This window comes from Collinsella sp. LCP19S3_A7 (assembly GCF_052121995.1).
Taxonomy (GTDB): domain Bacteria; phylum Actinomycetota; class Coriobacteriia; order Coriobacteriales; family Coriobacteriaceae; genus Collinsella.
Genome location: NZ_JBQKDE010000005.1, coordinates 42,938 through 59,813 on the forward strand (window position 1 = coordinate 42,938; position 16,876 = coordinate 59,813).

Consider the following 16,876-nt stretch of genomic DNA (forward strand, 5'->3'; position numbering starts at 1 on the left):
CCCCAAAGACTAGTCCGTAATCTACAGCCGCTCATATGCCCTCTTCACGAACTCACCCATTAGCCTCCTGCGCTGACCGAGGAAGTCCTCGTAATCAAGCTCTTCGAACCCGAGGGGCAGGGCGTGTTCCTCGCAGTTGCGGCGGTATTCGTCCTCGCCCAGGGCTTCACGGTACCTCCTGACGTACTCGCTCGGCGCGTCATCCGAGATGTAGATGTTGTTCTGGTAGTCAACGAGGGTGAAGTTACCTCGGTTGCTGCGCTGCGAAAGGTAACCCTTGGCCCTCAGGTAGTTATCTGGGAACAGATGGTGCTTGTCCAGGGCCTTCTTGGAGCCCGACGAACCGGTAAGCAGCAGCTGAGAAAGAGGGGCCGTGCTGAACAGTGCCTTGGCACCGAGCACAACCTGAGCCGCGACGAAGCCCCACCAGGTCGGACCCGTCGCCTCGTTTGCATCAAGGGAGCTGGGCAGCGTAATGGAGAAATAATCGTCCGTCATGATGGCGGCAAGCCTACGGTCGAAGTACGCCTGAAACTCGTCGGCAGTATCAAGGCGCGAGACGTCGTTAAGCTGCTGCTCGAACTCGGATTCGAAGGACCCCACATAGAGCCCCGTTATGGCTGCGGCGAAATACCAGCGCCGCACGAGCCCGCGCACAGCCAGTGGCTCCATGTCGAACTCATAGCGCCCGATAAGGTAGAACGCATAGCAGAACATGAGCGCGTTGCCCGACCCCACCTGGTCGGAGCAGACGTAGCCCGCCTCCGCCAGCGTGTTGATGAAGGCGTGCCAGTTGTTCAAGTCAAGCACGAGATCGAGAGCACGACCGAACGTGGCAAAGTTCTCGGCCCTCGTCTCGGGCGTCGTTTCCTTTGTCTTGAGATCTCGCCCGCGAAGAATCTGGTAGGCATAACGCAGGCGACCCCTCTTGAACCCCACGCCCACCGTGGCGCGAATGATATGCGTCGGCGAGACGGTCATGAGCGGGTTGTACGAGGTGCCCTTTGCGGGCGCATGGCTCATGGCGCAGAACTCCTCTATGCGCTCCCTCATGGCAGGTTCGTAGACCGAAAGCAGGGTCATGATGAAGTCATCCTGCTTAAGCGCCTGCCCTTGCGAGTTCACACGCACAAAGATGTCCGATACGGTCTCCTCGTCCGCCGATTCGGAAATCTCCAGCGTCGGCAGAAGATAACGCTCAAGCCCGAGCAATGCGTTGAGCCCACTCTCGACGGCATCCTCGCCGCCATCGTCGAGCTCGGGTTCGCCCTTTTTGGCATTCGCCTCGTTAAGGCGTTTGATGAACGCTCTGCGATAGGCGCTCAGCTTGTTGTCGTGGTTCGCTGCAAAAGCCTCGGATACGTCCGGCACATAGTGCGAATCCCTCTCGGTCGAGGCGTCGGCATTCTTGAATGAGCGTGCGATGGGGTCGTAGGCGATCTTCACCGTACGCTCCCTGAAGTTCTTGTCTCGCACGGGTACGCCGTACAGAGAGCTCAAGAGGGCAGTGAGCCTCTGCTGCCCGTCGATGACAAGGGACTTGGGAACGGCATACACCTTTTGGTTCGAGCCTATGGCAGACTTCTTGCCCGCATTATCGCTCGGAGAGTCCCACAACATCACATAGCCGATAGGGTATCCGCGGAGCATGGAATCAAGCAAATCACGGACCTTTTCGTTTCCCCACACGAAGGGTCGTTGCAGATCGGGCAGGCCGATCTTGCCCGTCTGAACATCCTTCAGGATGTTACCAACCTCTAGCGATATGGGGGTATAGATGGAGTTAGGCATTGGCGGTATTCCTATCTCTACATTTGTATAACTCGTCGCTCAATTCTTGATTTCTGTCGATGAAGGAGCAGAGCAGCTCACGGTCAATCTGGTATTGATAGTTGGGGCGTTCTTCGTCCTTGGCCTTAACCTTCGTTCGGAGCTCCTGTCGCCCATCATGCGTCACCGGAAAACTGTGAATGATTCTGTTCCTCTCATTTCCAAGATCACAGAGCAGTTCCAGGATTCTTACATCCTCTTCGTTCACAAGCCATTTCTTTCCTTCGTCCTTGAGCCGCCCCGTCGTCATGTCGGTAAGCTCATACCAATTGGGAGCCCCGGCGTGCATAAGATTCTCTACAAAGAAGGAGACGTTCGAGTTGAATACGTATACCGCCTCCCCAAGAAGGGTCAGGTATTCCTCGTCAGGCAGGGAGAAACGCGTGGGGTGGATCATTCGCTATCACCGACCTTCTTGGCGTACAGGTTGAAGAGATGGGCGACTATCTTCTCCTCGTCCCCACCGAAGTCGACGCCATAGGCGGCTTCGACGGCGGCGTCGAGCGCCTCGTGCGCTGCCATCAGCTCGGGGAAGAACGTCTCGTTCTTGGGATCGTACATGTCCGCGAGCGTTGCACCTTCTTGAGCATCCCGGGCGTCGAGCACGGCTTGGGCGCAACGCTCGACTTCCTCGCGTTGGGATTCCGTGGGCTCGGGCCAGACGAAGTTGTTGTAGACGATGCCTCCCGAGTAGCGGTAATCAGATTTGAGACGACCTGCAACCGTGCGCATCCATGCATTGTGAAACTGAGACTGAAGCACGCCAAAGTGATAGAGGGAGGCGTTAGGGATAAGGAACACCAGGTCACTGCAGAGCGTCTCTGGACCCACGAAACCCATAGGGATATAACGCCTACGCTCGGATGATACCTTGGGGACCACGATCGAGTTCCCCTTCGGCATATTTTCAACGTGAAAATGAGCTGGTCTGTCTGCGAGCTTTCGAGTTGGCACGCTTTTACTAGCCAAACGATATTCGCGAACAGCCTCGATGCGCTCACGACAGCGGGGAAGCTCCTTCAACTCCGCAAAGGTAGCGTCTCCAAGATAGAGACACCAGCGGCTTTCACCATGCAGGAATTCCCTGGAACCAATCCACCTGTGAAAGTACGACTCGGCTCCTGGTTCTTTATTTAGGAAATCAGTCTTCTCCTCATCGGCGAACAGGTAGAAGCCGCCGTCAATGGGCTTGTTTCCAATTCCGATTTTGGGAACATCACAAATAGGCTTATTCCGATTCCAAATAAATGCGTCTGGAGCATCGGAAAGGTATGCATTGATGCTCTTCGCGGCTTTCTTAACTTCAGCCGTATCGGGCGTGCCGTGGACATACAGTCTCTTCTCGCAGTTCTCCCGCGAGAAGCCCACGATGACGCAGAACACGTGGGCCTTATCCGCCGCCTCGTTGTCCCAACGGAACGTGTTGTGAGCGAAGTCGATGTGGATACCCAGGTCGTGCAGGGGTTTCCAGAGGTTGGCGACCTGCTCGCTCTGACATATCGAGTTGGTAGAGACCAGGGCGCAGCGCGTACGCTTTCCCTGCGTGAACCTCGCGGCCTTCATGTACCAGGCCCCGCAGTAGTCGATGTTGCCTGCGTTCTTCGCTCCGTCGAAGACCTCAAGAAGCTCTACCTTCTGCTCCTTGGACTGGTTGCGAGCACCCAGGAACGGCGGGTTGCCTACAAGATAAGTAAGGTCATCGGGGAACACCTCGGACCAATCGGTCTTGAGGGCGTTGCCCTCATGAAGGTTGCTGAGGCTCCTGAGCGGCAGGAAGTCGAAGTCGTAGCCGACATATATCTCCTGCGTCTTACGCAGCATCTGCTCCTCGGTGATCCACAGGGCAGTCTTTGCGACCGAGACGGCGAAATCGTTTATCTCGATGCCATACAGCTGGTCGAGGGAGACGCGGACGGGACTGCCCTGCGCAATGACGAGGGACGTCTGCCCCGCGTTGCCGGTCTCCTCGCTGAGCTCGTCTTCGATGATTCGGTTCTCGATGGTGCGCAGCTGCCGGTACGCCTCGGTAAGGAAGTTGCCCGAGCCGCATGCCGGGTCGCCGATGGTGATGGAGGCCACCTTGTCGTGCAGCCTCGCCAGGGTCTGCTTGCGCTTGGCAGCTGTCCTCTCACCCTCGGCCTCGTGCAGTTCATCCCACAGCTCGTCGAGGAAGAGCGGCCTGAGGCAGCGCTCAATGTTCTCGACGCTCGTATAGTGCATGCCCCCGGCGTGGCGCGTCTCGGGGTTCAGTGTGCCCTCGAACACGCCGCCGAAGATGACGCCCGAAATCTCGTGCCAGTCGAAGTCCTGGGACGCGTCGGTGATGGCCTCGAGGATCTCCGGGGTCATCTGCGGGACGATGATGGAGGAGTCGGCGAACAGACCGCCGTTCACGTAGGGGAAGGCTGTGAGGTCGTCGTCCATGTACTCGTCCCTCTGCTCTAGAGGCGTGTCGATTGTCTCAAACAATTCGACCAGTTTGCGGCGGAGCTTCGCGGGGTCCCCCTCGCAGTACCTGCCGAACGCCTGATGCGATTGCAGGAGGTCGGCGTCCTCGGCGTAGAGCAGGAAGATGATTCGGGTGATGAGCACGTTGAGGGAGCGCTGCTCCTCTTTTGCCCGCTCGTCCCTCTCCTCAATGTGGTGGTACTGCTTGGCGAGGGCATCGTAGAGCCTGGAGACGTAGGCCCCGGCCTCGACGGAGAGCTGCTGCTCCTTATGCAGGCGGCTCGTCTCGTTAGAGGTCAGGAAAGACAGGAGATACAGGCTGTCCTGGAGCTCTTCGAGGGAGAACTCTTGCACGGTGTCCTCGGGCCGCTCGTTGTCGAGGTCGTAGAGGCGGAAGGTCCCGAAGTTGCACGTCATCACCCAGCGGGGGCGCTCGGAGTACGGCAGGTGCCGCGCGTACCACATGGCCTGCTGGAGCGGCGTCTCCATGCCGCCGTTCCTGGGTTCGGGCTTGTCGAGGTCGATGCCCCACGACTTCTGCTCGCACAGGAAGTTGTGGTCGGAGACGAACACGTCGATGCGACGGCCTCTCACCTTCCGCTCGAAGTCGACGAAACTGTCTATGGTGTTGGACGGGATGCCCAGGACGTTGATGAGCAGGTCGACCCAGAACTTCTGCGTATCCTGCTGCTCGTTGTTGGAGCCTGCGGGGATGGCACCGAGGCGCTTCTTCCACCGTTTGACGAACTCCTTTGCCTCCTTCTTGCTGGCAGGCATACCGGACCTCCTGCGTCGTTGTCTCTTCCGGACAATTTTAAGGCGTAAGGGCAGTACTGCGAACGGAAGAGGCGAGTTTTCAAAGGCCCACGGCATCGGAGGATCCCGAATGAAACCCGAAAACGCCGGGGCCGCTGGAGACTCGCCCATACCGCTGCGATGTCACCCAAGATTCTCAAGGCCTTCCATGGCCGAAAGGCTTCTTATAAGCCTGTAGGCAGTGGGAAGCCTTGAGAACCGGACATTTGTGTGAAAATTCGGAGTGAAATATGGAGATGAGCTGTTGTCGTCATGGGGCTTTCTTGCACCCCTCTACCGTCCACTTCGCTCTATCTATCCAAAAACAGGTCAGACAATTTTTACCATCTGACCTGCTGTTTTTCTGGTGCCCCCGGGCGGATTCGAAAACTCCCCCGCGGGGAAATTGGTGACGCGGGTGTCGACGGCCCGAATCCGGCCTTTAGACCAGAAGAGCCCGGCACCGTAGCAGTACCGGGCTCGATGTTCCTCTGGTGCCCCCGGGCGGATTCGAACCGTCGACACCCGCTTTAGGAGAGCGGTGCTCTATCCCCTGAGCTACGGAGGCATGTTGTACTAGTGTAGCAGATTTACTGCATCGCCATACGTCGCATGACTAGACTTCGAAGTTGCGGTGGAATAGTTCCTGTCTGAAGCATCTAAAGCCGTATTTAGGAACTATTTCACCGCAACTTATGAGGAGCTAGTTGCCTTTGTGGAAGAGGTTTTTGATAACGGAGGGGATGCTCTTGGCGCCCTTGGCCGTCACATCGATAAAGTCGGGCGAACGCACGAGTTTATCCTCGTCGACGTACTTGCGAACTGCACGAAGCGTCTCTTTGTCGTCGCGCGTCGAAAACGTAAAATGGCCGTTATCCTTGGTAAAGATAGCAAAACGCGTGATCTTCTTAGTGCCGCGCAAAACCTCGGCGGCAATATAGTCGACCTCGTCCCACGGAATTTGAATAAAATCCTCGGGATTGCGCTCGTTGTAATACTCGAACGCCTTATTGCCCACCATCACGTTACCGTGGCTGGTAAGCCCCATCAGGCAGGTTGCCGGTGTTGCCAGATCGACCGTGCTGTTCTGAGATTGCGCCATGCGCGCCTCGCCCTCCAAATAAAACAATCGGACCGCATCCAGTGTACCCACCGGGTGCGGTCCGTTTCAATGGCTCAAAAGCCCTTGCCTAGCAACTCTCGGTCGTAAGCCGAAGCGCGCTTACATGAAGCCGCAAACGCGACCGATGATACCGACGGCGAAGAGAGCCAGAATGATGACAATCGGGCTGACCTTCTTCTTGAGCAGCTTGCAGACGAACAGCGTCAGGCACACGGCAGCAAGGCCGGGGATGAGCTGATCGAGGTTAGCCTGAAGCGTGGTGACCTTCACCTGATCAAGAGCGGTAGCACCGACGGAGTTGTACATCGTCAGCGCTTCCTTGATGCCCTCGGCACCGGAAGGCAGGTTAGCCCAGTCAATGAAGGCGCCGGCAGACTGCGTGACCTTGGAGACGACCGGGGTGAAGGAGATGGACACCCAGCGCTCGACCAGGGCGCCGATGATGAACATACCCAGGATGGAAGCGCCCTCGGTAACCTTGCCCATCAGACCGCCGGAGAGGTCCTTGGCGATGGAGGAGCCGACCTTATAGCCAAACTCCTGTGTGTACCACAGGAAGGCGTAACGGATGATGTTCCACGCGAAGAAGAACAGCAGCGGACCGGCGATGCTGCCGGACAGGGCCAGGGAAGCGCCCAGAGCGCCCAGGATCGGGCGAAGGGTGAACCAGAAGGCGGGGTCGCCGACGCCGGCGAGCGGGCCCATCATACCGACCTTGACGCCCTGAATGGCGACGTCATCGATCGGTGCACCGTTGGCGCGCTCCTCCTCGAGAGCGAGGGTAACGCCAATGACGGGGGCGGAAACATAGGGATGGGTGTTATAGAACTCCAGGTGGCGCTTAAGCGCGGAAATCTGGTCGTCCTTGCTGGTGTAGAGCTTCTTGATCGCAGGGATCATTGCGAAGCACCAGCCGCCATTCTGCATACGCTCGTAGTTCCACGAGCCCTGAAGGAACTGATGACGGAAGCAAACCTTCTTGCGGTCAGCCTTGGTGAGCTGAATCTTGTTCTCTGCCATATGTATCACTCCCCTCCTACTCGTAATCGTTCAGAATGTCGCCGAGCGGGTCACCGGAGCCACCGCCCATGCCGCCACCCTGCTTGGCCAGATCCTTGAGGCCAAGGTAGATGAGGGCAAGGGAGATGCCGATGAGGCCAAGAGCGATCAGCGTGAGCTGAGGGATGGCAGCAAGGACAAAGCCGAGGATGAAGAACGGCCAGGTCTCCTTGGTGGCCATCATGTTGATGACCATGGCGTAACCGACGGAAGCGACCATGCCGCCGCCGACAGCCATGCCGCCGGACAGCCAGTCGGGCATAGCGTTAAGCGCGTTGGTAACCGCCTCGGCCGGGATGATGCACAGAAGTACTGCCGGGATGGCGATACGAAGGCCCTGCATGAGGATGGCGGCGTACTGCCAGCGCTCGATGCCGGAGAAGTCGCCCTTCTCGGCGCAACCGTCCATGGCGTGAGCGATAGCGGTAGCCAGGGTACGGCAGATCATGGTCAGGAACAGACCAGCGACCGACAGCGGGACGGCGACGGCGATGGCGGCGGTAACGGCCTTGGACGAATCGGTGGCGCCACCGTTGAGGGCGAGTACCATGATGATCGAAGAAGCGACCGAGGCCAGAGCGGCGTCAGGCGCGACGGCGGCGCCGACGTTAGCCCAGCCAAGGGCCATCATCTGGAGCGAACCGCCCAGGAGGATGCCCTCCTGAAGGTGACCGGTTACGAGACCGATAAGCGTGCATGCCACGAGCGGCTGATGGAACTGGAACTCATCCAGAATGCCTTCCATACCGGCAAGCAACGCGACAATCGCAACAAGCAGAATAGTGATTGCAGACATGTATCGGACCCTCCTTTACTATGCTTGAGCGGCCAGTTCGGCCTTAGCTTTCTTCAACATGGCGTCGAGATCCTCGGAGGAATCCGAAGGAACCTTGCGGACCTCGAACTTGACGCCCTTGGCCTTGAGGGCCTCGAGAGTCTTAACGTCGTCATCGCCCATAGCGACGGCGTTGGTGACGACGACCTTGCCCTTGGAGTGAGCCATGGAACCGATGTTGACTTCCTTGATGTCGACGCCGGCCTCGATAGCCTTGAGCAGATCCTGCGGGTTCTCAAAGAGCAGCATGGCCTTGGTGTCACCAAAGCGCGTGTCCTTGACAACCTCGGCCATCTTCTTGATGGGCACGACGTTGGCATGGACTCCCGGAGGGGCAGCCTGCTCGATCATGGTCTTGCGGAGCTCGTCGTGAGCAACGCCGTCGGAAACCACGATGATGCGGTTGGGGTTGATCTGCTTGGTCCACGTGGTGGCCACCTGACCATGCAGCAGACGGGTGTCGATACGGACGTGGGCGATTTTGATATGCCCATCGCCGATGACCGTTCCCGGAGGGATGGCGCCTGCAGGAGCAGCGGCGGCCGTGGCCGGCTTCTTCTCCTCGGGCTCCAGAGACTCGGGCTTGACGCGCACGCCAGCCTTAGCCTCAGTCACGAGATGTTTTGCGATCGCATGTGCAGTGTTCTTTGCGTCAAAGCGCTGCGAATATGCCTCGATGAGCATAGGCAGGTTGACACCGGTGACGATAGCCCAGGAATCGTGGCCCTCGATGAGACCGCTGATCTGGTTGAACGGCGTGCCGCCCCACAGATCAACGAGGAAGAGCACCTGCTCCTGGTCCTCGAAGGAAGCGATTGCTTCCTCGACCTTGGCACGGAAGTCGTCGGGGCCCATGCTCGGCTCGAGCGAGACCACGGCCACAGACGGCTGATCGCCAAAGACCATCGAGCCCGTCTGCTTGATTCCGGCTGCCAAGTCCCCGTGGCTAGCAAGAACAATACTTACCATCACATAACCTCCTCTTTGTCTACGTATTTCCTACACGACATGAAAGGAGTATACCTGTTCGTCCTGTAAAATTATAGAGAAAAATGCGAATGATTGGATAATTTGTTTAAACGTCTAGGTTTGTTACAAGTTGATTACGTTACTGCTTTTTGACGGATTACACGCCAAGGCGTCACTTATCAAGCCATTCATTTTACAGATACAAGCAGGCTGGTCATTAATATCGATTTTAGGCAAGCGCGAATGCGCTTGTACTGCAGCTATTTTGTTTAAACAGACATAACTTGACTATTAGCGTGACTTATGCACTAACGTAAGTAGTCATTGGGGACGTTCTTAAACGACTAGTCAAACAAGAACGTCCCCAACGACTAGGGGCTAGGCGATGTGGAGAGGGTTGGCGGCGTCGACGGCGTCGGAGGGGTCATCGGGAACAGTGTCTGCCGGGTCCTCGTCGGGGGTCTCAATCTGCTTGATCATGACCTCCTGGCCCTGCAGCAGGTATGTCTCGCCGCTACCGCAATGGGGGCAGGTCTTGCCGTGCTCGACTGTCGCATAGTTACGGCCGCACGCCTCGCAATGCGTCACGGCCTCGACGGGCTCCACGATAAGCTCCGCGCCCTCGGTGATAGGCTTTTTATCTGCCGCCCAGCGCCAAGCGTCGAGCAGCAAGTCGGGAACGACGCCCGAGACCTCGCCCAGCAGCAGCGTGACGCTCGAAACGCGACTCACGCCATTGGCGCGCGCCACGTTCTCGACATCGCGAATAATGTGATAGACGATTCCCAATTCATGCAAGGTAGAAACCTTTCAGCAACGGTTGATGCGATGTCAGCCAAACGTCAGCGAGCGGCGATCCAGGTGCCCCAGGTTGCCCCGAAACAAGGCGTCCGCTGGGCTTTTTGCCCGCGGCGCCGCAGTTGAGGGGCAAGATGGGGTATCTGGGCGCCGCACAGCGTCGGCAGTGCCGCCGTTCGTTAGAACGGCGGAGCCTCATTACTTCTTCCCGAATTTGATCTTGATGGCACGCTTGAGCGCGTACTTGCCCAAGCTGGGGAGCTTTTGCTCGTATTTGACCATCGTGGAGCACTCGGGGCGGTCGCGATCCAGGTGGATGGCATCGAACGCGCACTTGGTAGTGCACAGACCGCAGCCGATGCACTTGTTGGGGTCGACGATCGAGGCGCCGCAGCCCAGACAACGGGCGGTCTCGGCGCGCACCTGCTCTTCGGTAAAGGTCTCGACGTACTCGCTAAACGGCGAGGCCTTCTCGCGCTCGCGGTCGACATGTGCCACCTCGCGGCTCGCGTTATCGTAGCTCTCGATCACGACATCGTCGCGGTCGAGCGCGATGTAGCGGCGCTGGTTGCGGCCGATGGTGAGCGTGGAGCCCGGTTGCACAAAGCGGTGGATGGACACGGCGGCCTCGTGACCGGCAGCGATGGCGTTGATGGCAAAGCTCGGACCGGTGTAGACGTCGCCGCCCACAAAGATGTCGGGCTCGGCGGTCTGGTAGGTCTGAGGATCGGCAAGGGCACCCTGGCCACGGCCAAGCTCCACCTTGGAGCCAGCCAGCAGGTCGCCCCACACGATGGACTGACCGATCGACATGACCACGCGGTCGGCGTCGACACGACGCAGGTCGTTCTCGTCGTACTCGGGCGCAAAACGGCCCTCGTCGTCAAAGACACGCGTGCAGCGCTTGAAGGTGATACCGCACACACGACCGGCCTCGTCCAGATGGACCTCCTTGGGGCCCCAGCCGCAGCTGATGTGGGCGCCGTCCTCAACGGCCTCGCGACGCTCCTCCTCGCTGGCGGGCATCTGGGCCTCGCTCTCCAGGCAGAACATCTCAACGTGCTCGGAACCCAGACGGCAGGCGTTGCGCGCGACGTCGATAGCCACGTTGCCGCCGCCCACCACGATGGTGCGGCCGGACAGCGCGTCGATCTTGCCACTGTTGACCTTGCGCAAAAAGTCGACGGCCACGGTCACGTCCTCGGCATCCTCGCCCGGAATACCGGCGAGGCGGCCGCCCTGGCAGCCAATGGCAACATAAAAGGCCTTAAAGCCCTGCTCGCGCAGCTCGTCGAGCGTCACATCGCGACCGACCTCCACGCCATAGCGGAACTCGGCGCCCATCAGGCGAATGACCTCGACCTCGGCCTCGATAACATCCTTCTGCAGCTTAAAGCTGGGAATGCCATAGGTGAGCATGCCGCCCGGGCGCTCGTTCTTCTCGAACACGACGGGCTTGTAGCCCTTCTCGGCCAGGTAGAAAGCGCAGGACAGGCCGGCCGGACCGGCACCGATGATGGCGATCTTCTGGTCGAAGCCGCCGGCGCGCGTCGGGGTCACCACAGGTGGGACATAGCGGGTCGCGGCATCCAGATCGCGCTGGGCGATAAACTTCTTGACCTCGTCGATGGCCACGGCCTCGTCCACGCGACCGCGGGTGCAGGCATCCTCGCAGCGGCGATTGCACACACGGCCGCAGATAGCGGGCAGCGGGTTCTCGCGCTTGATGAGCGCTAGCGCCTCGTCATAGCGGCCCTGCGCCGCGAGCTTCAGATAGCCCTGAACGGCAATGTGCGCGGGGCAGGCCGTCTTGCAGGGCGCGGTGCCGGAATCGTGTGTCTCGATGCGGTTGTCGTTGCGGTAGTTGGGCGACCACTTGGTGTGGTCCCACTTGGTGGCATCGGGCAGCTCCTGGCGCGGATACTCGGGCACCTGTCCGCCGGCCTTTTTGCTGCAGAGCTTCTGGCCGAGCTTGACGGCACCAGCCGGGCACACCTCAACGCAGCGACCGCAGGCCACGCACTTGTCCTTCTCGACTTTGGCGACATAGGCCGAGCGCGACAGGTTGGGCGTGTTGAACAGCTGCGAGGTGCGCAGGGCGTAGCACACGTTGACGTTGCAGTTGCAGATGGCGAAGATCTTGTTCTCGCCGTCGATATTGGTGATCTGGTGCACAAAGCCGTTGTCCTCGGCCTGGCGCAAGATGTCATAGACCTCCTCACGCGTCACATAATGGCCGCGGTCGGTCTCAACCACATAGTCGGCCATATCGCCCACGGCAATGCACCAGTCGGCGGGGTCGTCGGCGCAGCCCTCGCCCATCACACGACGGCTCGCGCGGCAGCTGCAGATGCTGGCGGCATATTTGCCATCGTATTTGTCGAGCCAATGCTCGATATGCTCGATCGGCACCGAGGTGCTCGAAGCATCGATAGCCTTCTCGACCGGAATGACGTGCATGCCGATGCCGGCGCCTCCGGGCGGCACCATCGGCGTGGCTTTGGACAGCGGCCCCTTGGACGCCTGCTCAAAGAACTTGGCATAGACCGGATGCTCCTCGAGCTGGTTCACGCGCATGTTGAGGAACTCGGCGGAACCCGGTACCAGCATGGGCAGCACCCACTGCTTGGCGCGCTCGGGATTTTCCCAGTTGTACTCGAGCAGACCCGTGTAGCTCATGTCGTCGAGCATCTTCTCGATCTGGGCCTCGGGCATGCCGGTGAGCTTGACCATCTCGGGCAGCGTATAGGGACGGCGCATCTTCATCTTGCAGAGCACTTCGGCCTGCTCGTCGGTTGCGGCCTCGGCAAACGACCAGTACTCGTAGCCCAGCAGCTCGTCGCGATGCAGCAGACGGTTGGTGCAATGCTCGCACAGCTTGACAATGGCCTCGCGCGGATGCTCCGGCAGCGGCGGCACGAACTCCGAACCGATGTCGGGCTCGGTGTAGCTAATTCCCGGTCCGTTGAGAATCATGGTTGTCCCTTCTCTTGCCGCAGCCCGACGAGGCCGCAGCGCCCCTCTTTTTTGCAGGCCGGGCATGCCCCCATGCCGTTCACCCGCCATTGTTGACATTATGTCAAAAATAGTATTGACGAACCGTCAACACTATTCAAGACTATTAGGCGAACGGTCGGGCCCAAACGGATGAAAGGCGGCAAGCGCATGAGCGATAACGCAGCGAACACCCCTGTGGCCGACGCCGTCCCCACGCCCGACAGCGCGGCAAAGCGCCTGACAGGTGACGAGCGCCGTCGCGAGATTCTCGCCGCCGTGCGCGCCGTGAGCTCCGAGCTGGGCGTGTCCCATCTATCCGTCTCGGCCGTGACCAAGCGAGCCGGCTGCACGCGCTCGCTGTTCTACCACTACTTCGTCGACATGGACGCCGCCGTCACCGCCGTCATGGACGAGGCAATCGACGGTTTTATCTCCGAGCTCGAGCAGTGGAATGCCAGCCGCATCGTCGGTGATATCGAGGGCGCACTCGACACCGTCGCCCCGCTCTTTAAGCGCCTGGTTGTGAGCGGCCACGAGCTGCCGAGCACGCTCATCTCGAGCAGCGGCGCGCTCTACGGCGGCTTTCTGCACAACGTGGTCCAGCGCGTGGCGCAATACATCTGCGACACCACCGTGGCGGACTTTGTCGCCCATCATGACCTGCGCATCGACCATGTCTACGAGACGTTTTACACCCTCATCATGGGGCTGTTGATGTACATCCGCACGCACCCCGATGTGCCCGACGAGACGGTTAAGGAGATTATCGCCTCGACACTCCACATCGAGGGCTACACCGCCAAGTATTCCGAGCGCAAGCCCAGGAACTGATGACATTTGGCCAAACTGCCCGCGATGGAAGAGGGGCCGCGGGCGTATGAAAGGAGAGCAGCATGCTGTTCGATGTTTGGGGTAGCGATACCCTTATCCACTGGGCCGGCTGGGCGATGGTCTTTATCGGCTTGATCGTACTCAACGAGGTCGGCCGCCGTACCAAGCTCGGCGCGGCCATCATCTTTGGCGTGGCTCCGCTGGCCATGACCATCTACTGCATCGCCATCGCCGTCGGCGTTTCGCAGGGTGCCGAGTGGGCGCTCACCAACCCCACCCATGTATACCAGAACAGCTGGTTCCATTACGCCAAGGTATACGCGGCGCTGGCCGGCTGCTGGGGCTTCATTGCCATTAAGTACCAGTGGGGCAAGATCGGCAAGGCGCATTGGTTCCGCGCATGGCCGTTTGTGATCGTCGCCATCAACATCTTGATCGCTGTCGTGTCCGACTTTGAGAGCGCCTATCACTTCTTTGTCCTGGGCGAGTCCACCTGGGTCACCTCCGAAGGTGCTACGCAGCTGGCCGGCTGGAACAACGTGTTCAACGGCATCGCGGGCATCATCAACATCTTCTGCATGACCGGTTGGTGGAGCGTCTACGCCTCCGAGGACAAGACCGACATGCTGTGGCCCGACATGACCTGGGTCTACATCATCGCCTACGATATCTGGAACTTCTGCTACACCTACAACTGCCTGCCCACCCACTCCTGGTTCTGCGGCTTTGCGCTGCTGCTGGCGCCCACCGTCGCCGCCTTTATCTGGAACAAGGGCGGCTGGATCCAGAACCGCGCCTTTACGCTGGCCATTTGGTGCATGTTTGCCCAGGTGTTCCCCTACTTCCAGGAGGAGTCCATCTTTGTGACGCACTCCACGCTCGACCCCGGCGCCGCCACCGCGGTCTCGATCGTCGCACTGGTCGCCAACATCGCCGCGATCATCTACGTCGCCTACCGTGCCAAGAAGCTCGGCCGCAACCCCTACAAGCAGGATGTCTTTGAGGGCACCAGCGATTGGGAGAAGGCCACTGCCCGTCGCGCCAAGGTTGATTACGCGCACGCCGAGTAACGCGCCTGACGCAAACATCGCTTGAGCGCGAAGCGGCATAGCCGGCTCCGCGCAACTCAACGCACTACAGAGCCCCCGGAATGTGATTCGTTCGCGTTCCGGGGGCTTTTTGCTGCCGCGAGGATGCGGCTGAACGATACGCTCGGGTTAAATCGGATCTTATATTTCGCATGCGCTTTATATGGCTCCATTTTTGGGTACAGTGTTGAGCCGATATTGCATTGGGGGATATATGAGCGATGAGACACGTGGCCGCGAGGATGCGGCCCAGGATGCGGAAGCATGTGCCGAGGCCCTGGAGAGCCTTGACCGGATTGCGCTAGACGAGCTCTCGTTGAGCGATTTGGCCGTCGACGCGCAGGACGAGGTGCGCGAAGGCACTGAGGACGAAGGCAGCGACGCCAAAGACGCTTCTGACGAGGCCGAAGCCGAAGCCGAAGAGGACGATAGCAAGGACGACGTCCAGTCGGAATCCGCCTCGGGAGAAGAGACCGCCCTGCTTGGCAGCTTGCCTGCCGATGACTCGCTCACCCGCGAGCTTCCTGGCCTGGGTTCTGCGCCGGCCGTCGACGAGACCATCGCCATGGGCGATATTCCCCTGCCGTCCGTTCCCTCGGCACGCGAAGCCAAGGCTCGCCATCACAAGATGTCGCCCAAGCGACGCAATTTGATGGTTGCCGGCGTCGTTGCCGCCGCGCTCGTTGCCGGCGGCGCGGGCTATGCCGCTTGGAACGGATACCAACAAGAACAGGCCGCCATCGCTGCCGTCAACGCCCACACCATGATGTCGGTGCAGATTGGCGTACATGCCGCAGGGCTCGACTGTTCCACCGGCTCCAAGATTCCCGTGCAGGTGAGCGGGCAAGACTCTGACGGCTCCTCCGTGAGCGAGACGCTCTATGTTGATGAGCACGGTCGCGGTATTAAGCTGCTGCCTGGCGACTATACGCTCTCCATCGCTGGGTCCCCCATCGCAGCTGACGGTACCATTTACACCGTGCCAACCACCAAGGCGCAGGTTAGCGTAAAGAGCGACGGGCAGGACCTGAGCGCTCAGGCATCCTTTAAGCTTAAGGTACCTTCGGCAGACACGGTGACCGACGACCAGATCGATGCCGCGGCCAAGTACGCCGAGGAGGGCGGCGCGAGCTCTGCCGCGGTCGCAAAGGTGCTCCAGCAGGCGGCAACCGCGCGCCGTGACGCCGCCGTCAATGCCATGAGTTCCCGCGAGGCGCAGGCGGCCCGCGACGCCGATGCTCGGCATAAGGCAACGAACCTGTATCAGCTCGATATTCCCGTTGAGTGGTACGGCAAAGTCGCGACTTGGCAAAACGGCAATACGCTGTGCATCTATCTTGCCAGCGACAGCAATACGCCGATCGCGACGCTTGTCGCAGTACGCGACGGCGAGAGCTTTACACCCGATAAGGGTGATACGGTTTTAGGTGCGGCAAGCCTTGGCAACGGCTACACGGTCTACGCCAGCGGCCCCGTCTATCCGTATGTGGTGCCCCAGACCATCAACGGGCGCACGCAAGACCCCGTGTCGACCTACCCCATGGACACGGCCATTGAGCTTGTCGAGCTTACAACCGGCAACCGCTATACCTATAGCCAGATCAAGAACGTACTGGTCGGTAAAGACGGCAAGGCAGACGCCGCGACCAAACTCGAGACCGACTACCTCGCCCAGATTCTGATGCCAAGCATCAAGGCCCAAGACTAGCCGGCCGCAGCGAGGGTAGCTAATTTGGGACGGGGCTTTTTTAGCTGCCCCGACCGTTAATCGACTAAACCGGCACATTACCAGCCGGGCAGCTAAAAAAGCCCCGTCCCAAATTAGCTACCCTGCAGGAGTTAGCGCCACGGATCGGCTTCGAACATCGGCTCGCGCTCGGGGCGGCGATCGCTGTAGGGATCGTAGCCGTCGTCGTCCTCGTTCTCGGCACGGATGTAGGGGTCGCGCGGCTTGGGTGCCGGCTTAGGCGCAGGCTTGGGTGCGGCGGGCGCTGGCTCAGGCGCCGGTGCGTTCGTCTCGTTCTCGTCTTTCATCTGCATAGCTCCTTGCCATGTACTCATGTTCAGCATCATCGATTGTCGCACGAAAAAGGGCGGCGGACC

The 16,876-nt window shown here is 59.7% G+C and carries 13 protein-coding genes and 1 tRNA gene; 3 read left to right on the forward strand and 11 right to left on the reverse strand.

Translation table 11 applies throughout. The features are described 5' to 3' along the window. Window positions 1–21 precede the first annotated feature (21 nt). The 10 genes from ACTQV3_RS03635 to ACTQV3_RS03680 all read right to left on the reverse strand — a co-directional run bounded on the left by ACTQV3_RS03635 (window position 22) and on the right by ACTQV3_RS03680 (window position 12,833). Window positions 22–1,791, reverse strand: a complete 1,770-nt coding sequence (locus ACTQV3_RS03635; protein WP_441067383.1) for a GmrSD restriction endonuclease domain-containing protein — start codon at window positions 1,789–1,791, stop codon at window positions 22–24. After that, on the reverse strand, window positions 1,784–2,227 hold the full coding sequence (locus ACTQV3_RS03640; protein ID WP_441067385.1) for a hypothetical protein: 444 nt from the start codon (window positions 2,225–2,227) through the stop codon (window positions 1,784–1,786). The genes ACTQV3_RS03635 and ACTQV3_RS03640 overlap by 8 nt, the downstream gene beginning before the upstream one ends. Next, window positions 2,224–5,055 carry a DNA methyltransferase gene (locus ACTQV3_RS03645; protein WP_441535752.1) on the reverse strand — a complete coding sequence of 944 codons (2,832 nt, stop codon included), beginning with the start codon at window positions 5,053–5,055 and terminating at the stop codon, window positions 2,224–2,226. Before ACTQV3_RS03645 ends, ACTQV3_RS03640 begins: the two co-directional genes overlap by 4 nt. A gap of 510 nt (window positions 5,056–5,565) precedes the next feature. Continuing rightward, window positions 5,566–5,641: transfer RNA gene (locus tag ACTQV3_RS03650), tRNA-Arg, on the reverse strand. 135 nt (window positions 5,642–5,776) lie between these two features. Further along, window positions 5,777–6,175, reverse strand: coding sequence for a DUF956 family protein (locus tag ACTQV3_RS03655; RefSeq protein ID WP_117646410.1), 399 nt, complete (start codon window positions 6,173–6,175; stop codon window positions 5,777–5,779). A 120-nt stretch (window positions 6,176–6,295) separates the two neighbouring features. Continuing rightward, a complete protein-coding gene (locus tag ACTQV3_RS03660) occupies window positions 6,296–7,216 on the reverse strand; it encodes a PTS system mannose/fructose/sorbose family transporter subunit IID (protein WP_154518429.1) in 921 nt (306 codons plus the stop codon). Between the two features lie 16 nt (window positions 7,217–7,232). Continuing rightward, window positions 7,233–8,051: a PTS mannose/fructose/sorbose transporter subunit IIC gene (locus ACTQV3_RS03665; protein ID WP_441067398.1), complete on the reverse strand. Its 819-nt coding sequence runs from the start codon at window positions 8,049–8,051 to the stop codon at window positions 7,233–7,235. Window positions 8,052–8,069: 18 nt separating this feature from the next. Further along, on the reverse strand, window positions 8,070–9,059 hold the full coding sequence (locus ACTQV3_RS03670; protein ID WP_154518426.1) for a PTS sugar transporter subunit IIB: 990 nt from the start codon (window positions 9,057–9,059) through the stop codon (window positions 8,070–8,072). A 378-nt stretch (window positions 9,060–9,437) separates the two neighbouring features. Continuing rightward, window positions 9,438–9,857 carry a hydrogenase maturation nickel metallochaperone HypA/HybF gene (locus ACTQV3_RS03675; RefSeq protein ID WP_441067400.1) on the reverse strand — a complete coding sequence of 140 codons (420 nt, stop codon included), beginning with the start codon at window positions 9,855–9,857 and terminating at the stop codon, window positions 9,438–9,440. A gap of 198 nt (window positions 9,858–10,055) precedes the next feature. Continuing rightward, window positions 10,056–12,833, reverse strand: coding sequence for an FAD-dependent oxidoreductase (locus tag ACTQV3_RS03680; RefSeq protein WP_441067402.1), 2,778 nt, complete (start codon window positions 12,831–12,833; stop codon window positions 10,056–10,058). A 189-nt stretch (window positions 12,834–13,022) separates the two neighbouring features. Here ACTQV3_RS03680 and ACTQV3_RS03685 point away from each other — a divergent pair, with 189 nt between their 5' ends. The 3 genes from ACTQV3_RS03685 (at window position 13,023) to ACTQV3_RS03695 (ending at window position 16,481) form a co-directional block, all read left to right on the forward strand. After that, window positions 13,023–13,685: a TetR/AcrR family transcriptional regulator gene (locus ACTQV3_RS03685; protein ID WP_441067404.1), complete on the forward strand. Its 663-nt coding sequence runs from the start codon at window positions 13,023–13,025 to the stop codon at window positions 13,683–13,685. 62 nt (window positions 13,686–13,747) lie between these two features. Continuing rightward, window positions 13,748–14,755 carry a DUF5692 family protein gene (locus ACTQV3_RS03690; protein ID WP_154518417.1) on the forward strand — a complete coding sequence of 336 codons (1,008 nt, stop codon included), beginning with the start codon at window positions 13,748–13,750 and terminating at the stop codon, window positions 14,753–14,755. A gap of 232 nt (window positions 14,756–14,987) precedes the next feature. Continuing rightward, window positions 14,988–16,481, forward strand: a complete 1,494-nt coding sequence (locus ACTQV3_RS03695; RefSeq protein WP_441067406.1) for a hypothetical protein — start codon at window positions 14,988–14,990, stop codon at window positions 16,479–16,481. Between the two features lie 131 nt (window positions 16,482–16,612). Here the strand turns inward: ACTQV3_RS03695 and ACTQV3_RS03700 are convergent, their stop codons facing one another. Then, window positions 16,613–16,807, reverse strand: coding sequence for a hypothetical protein (locus tag ACTQV3_RS03700; RefSeq protein WP_441067408.1), 195 nt, complete (start codon window positions 16,805–16,807; stop codon window positions 16,613–16,615). Window positions 16,808–16,876: the final 69 nt, after the last annotated feature.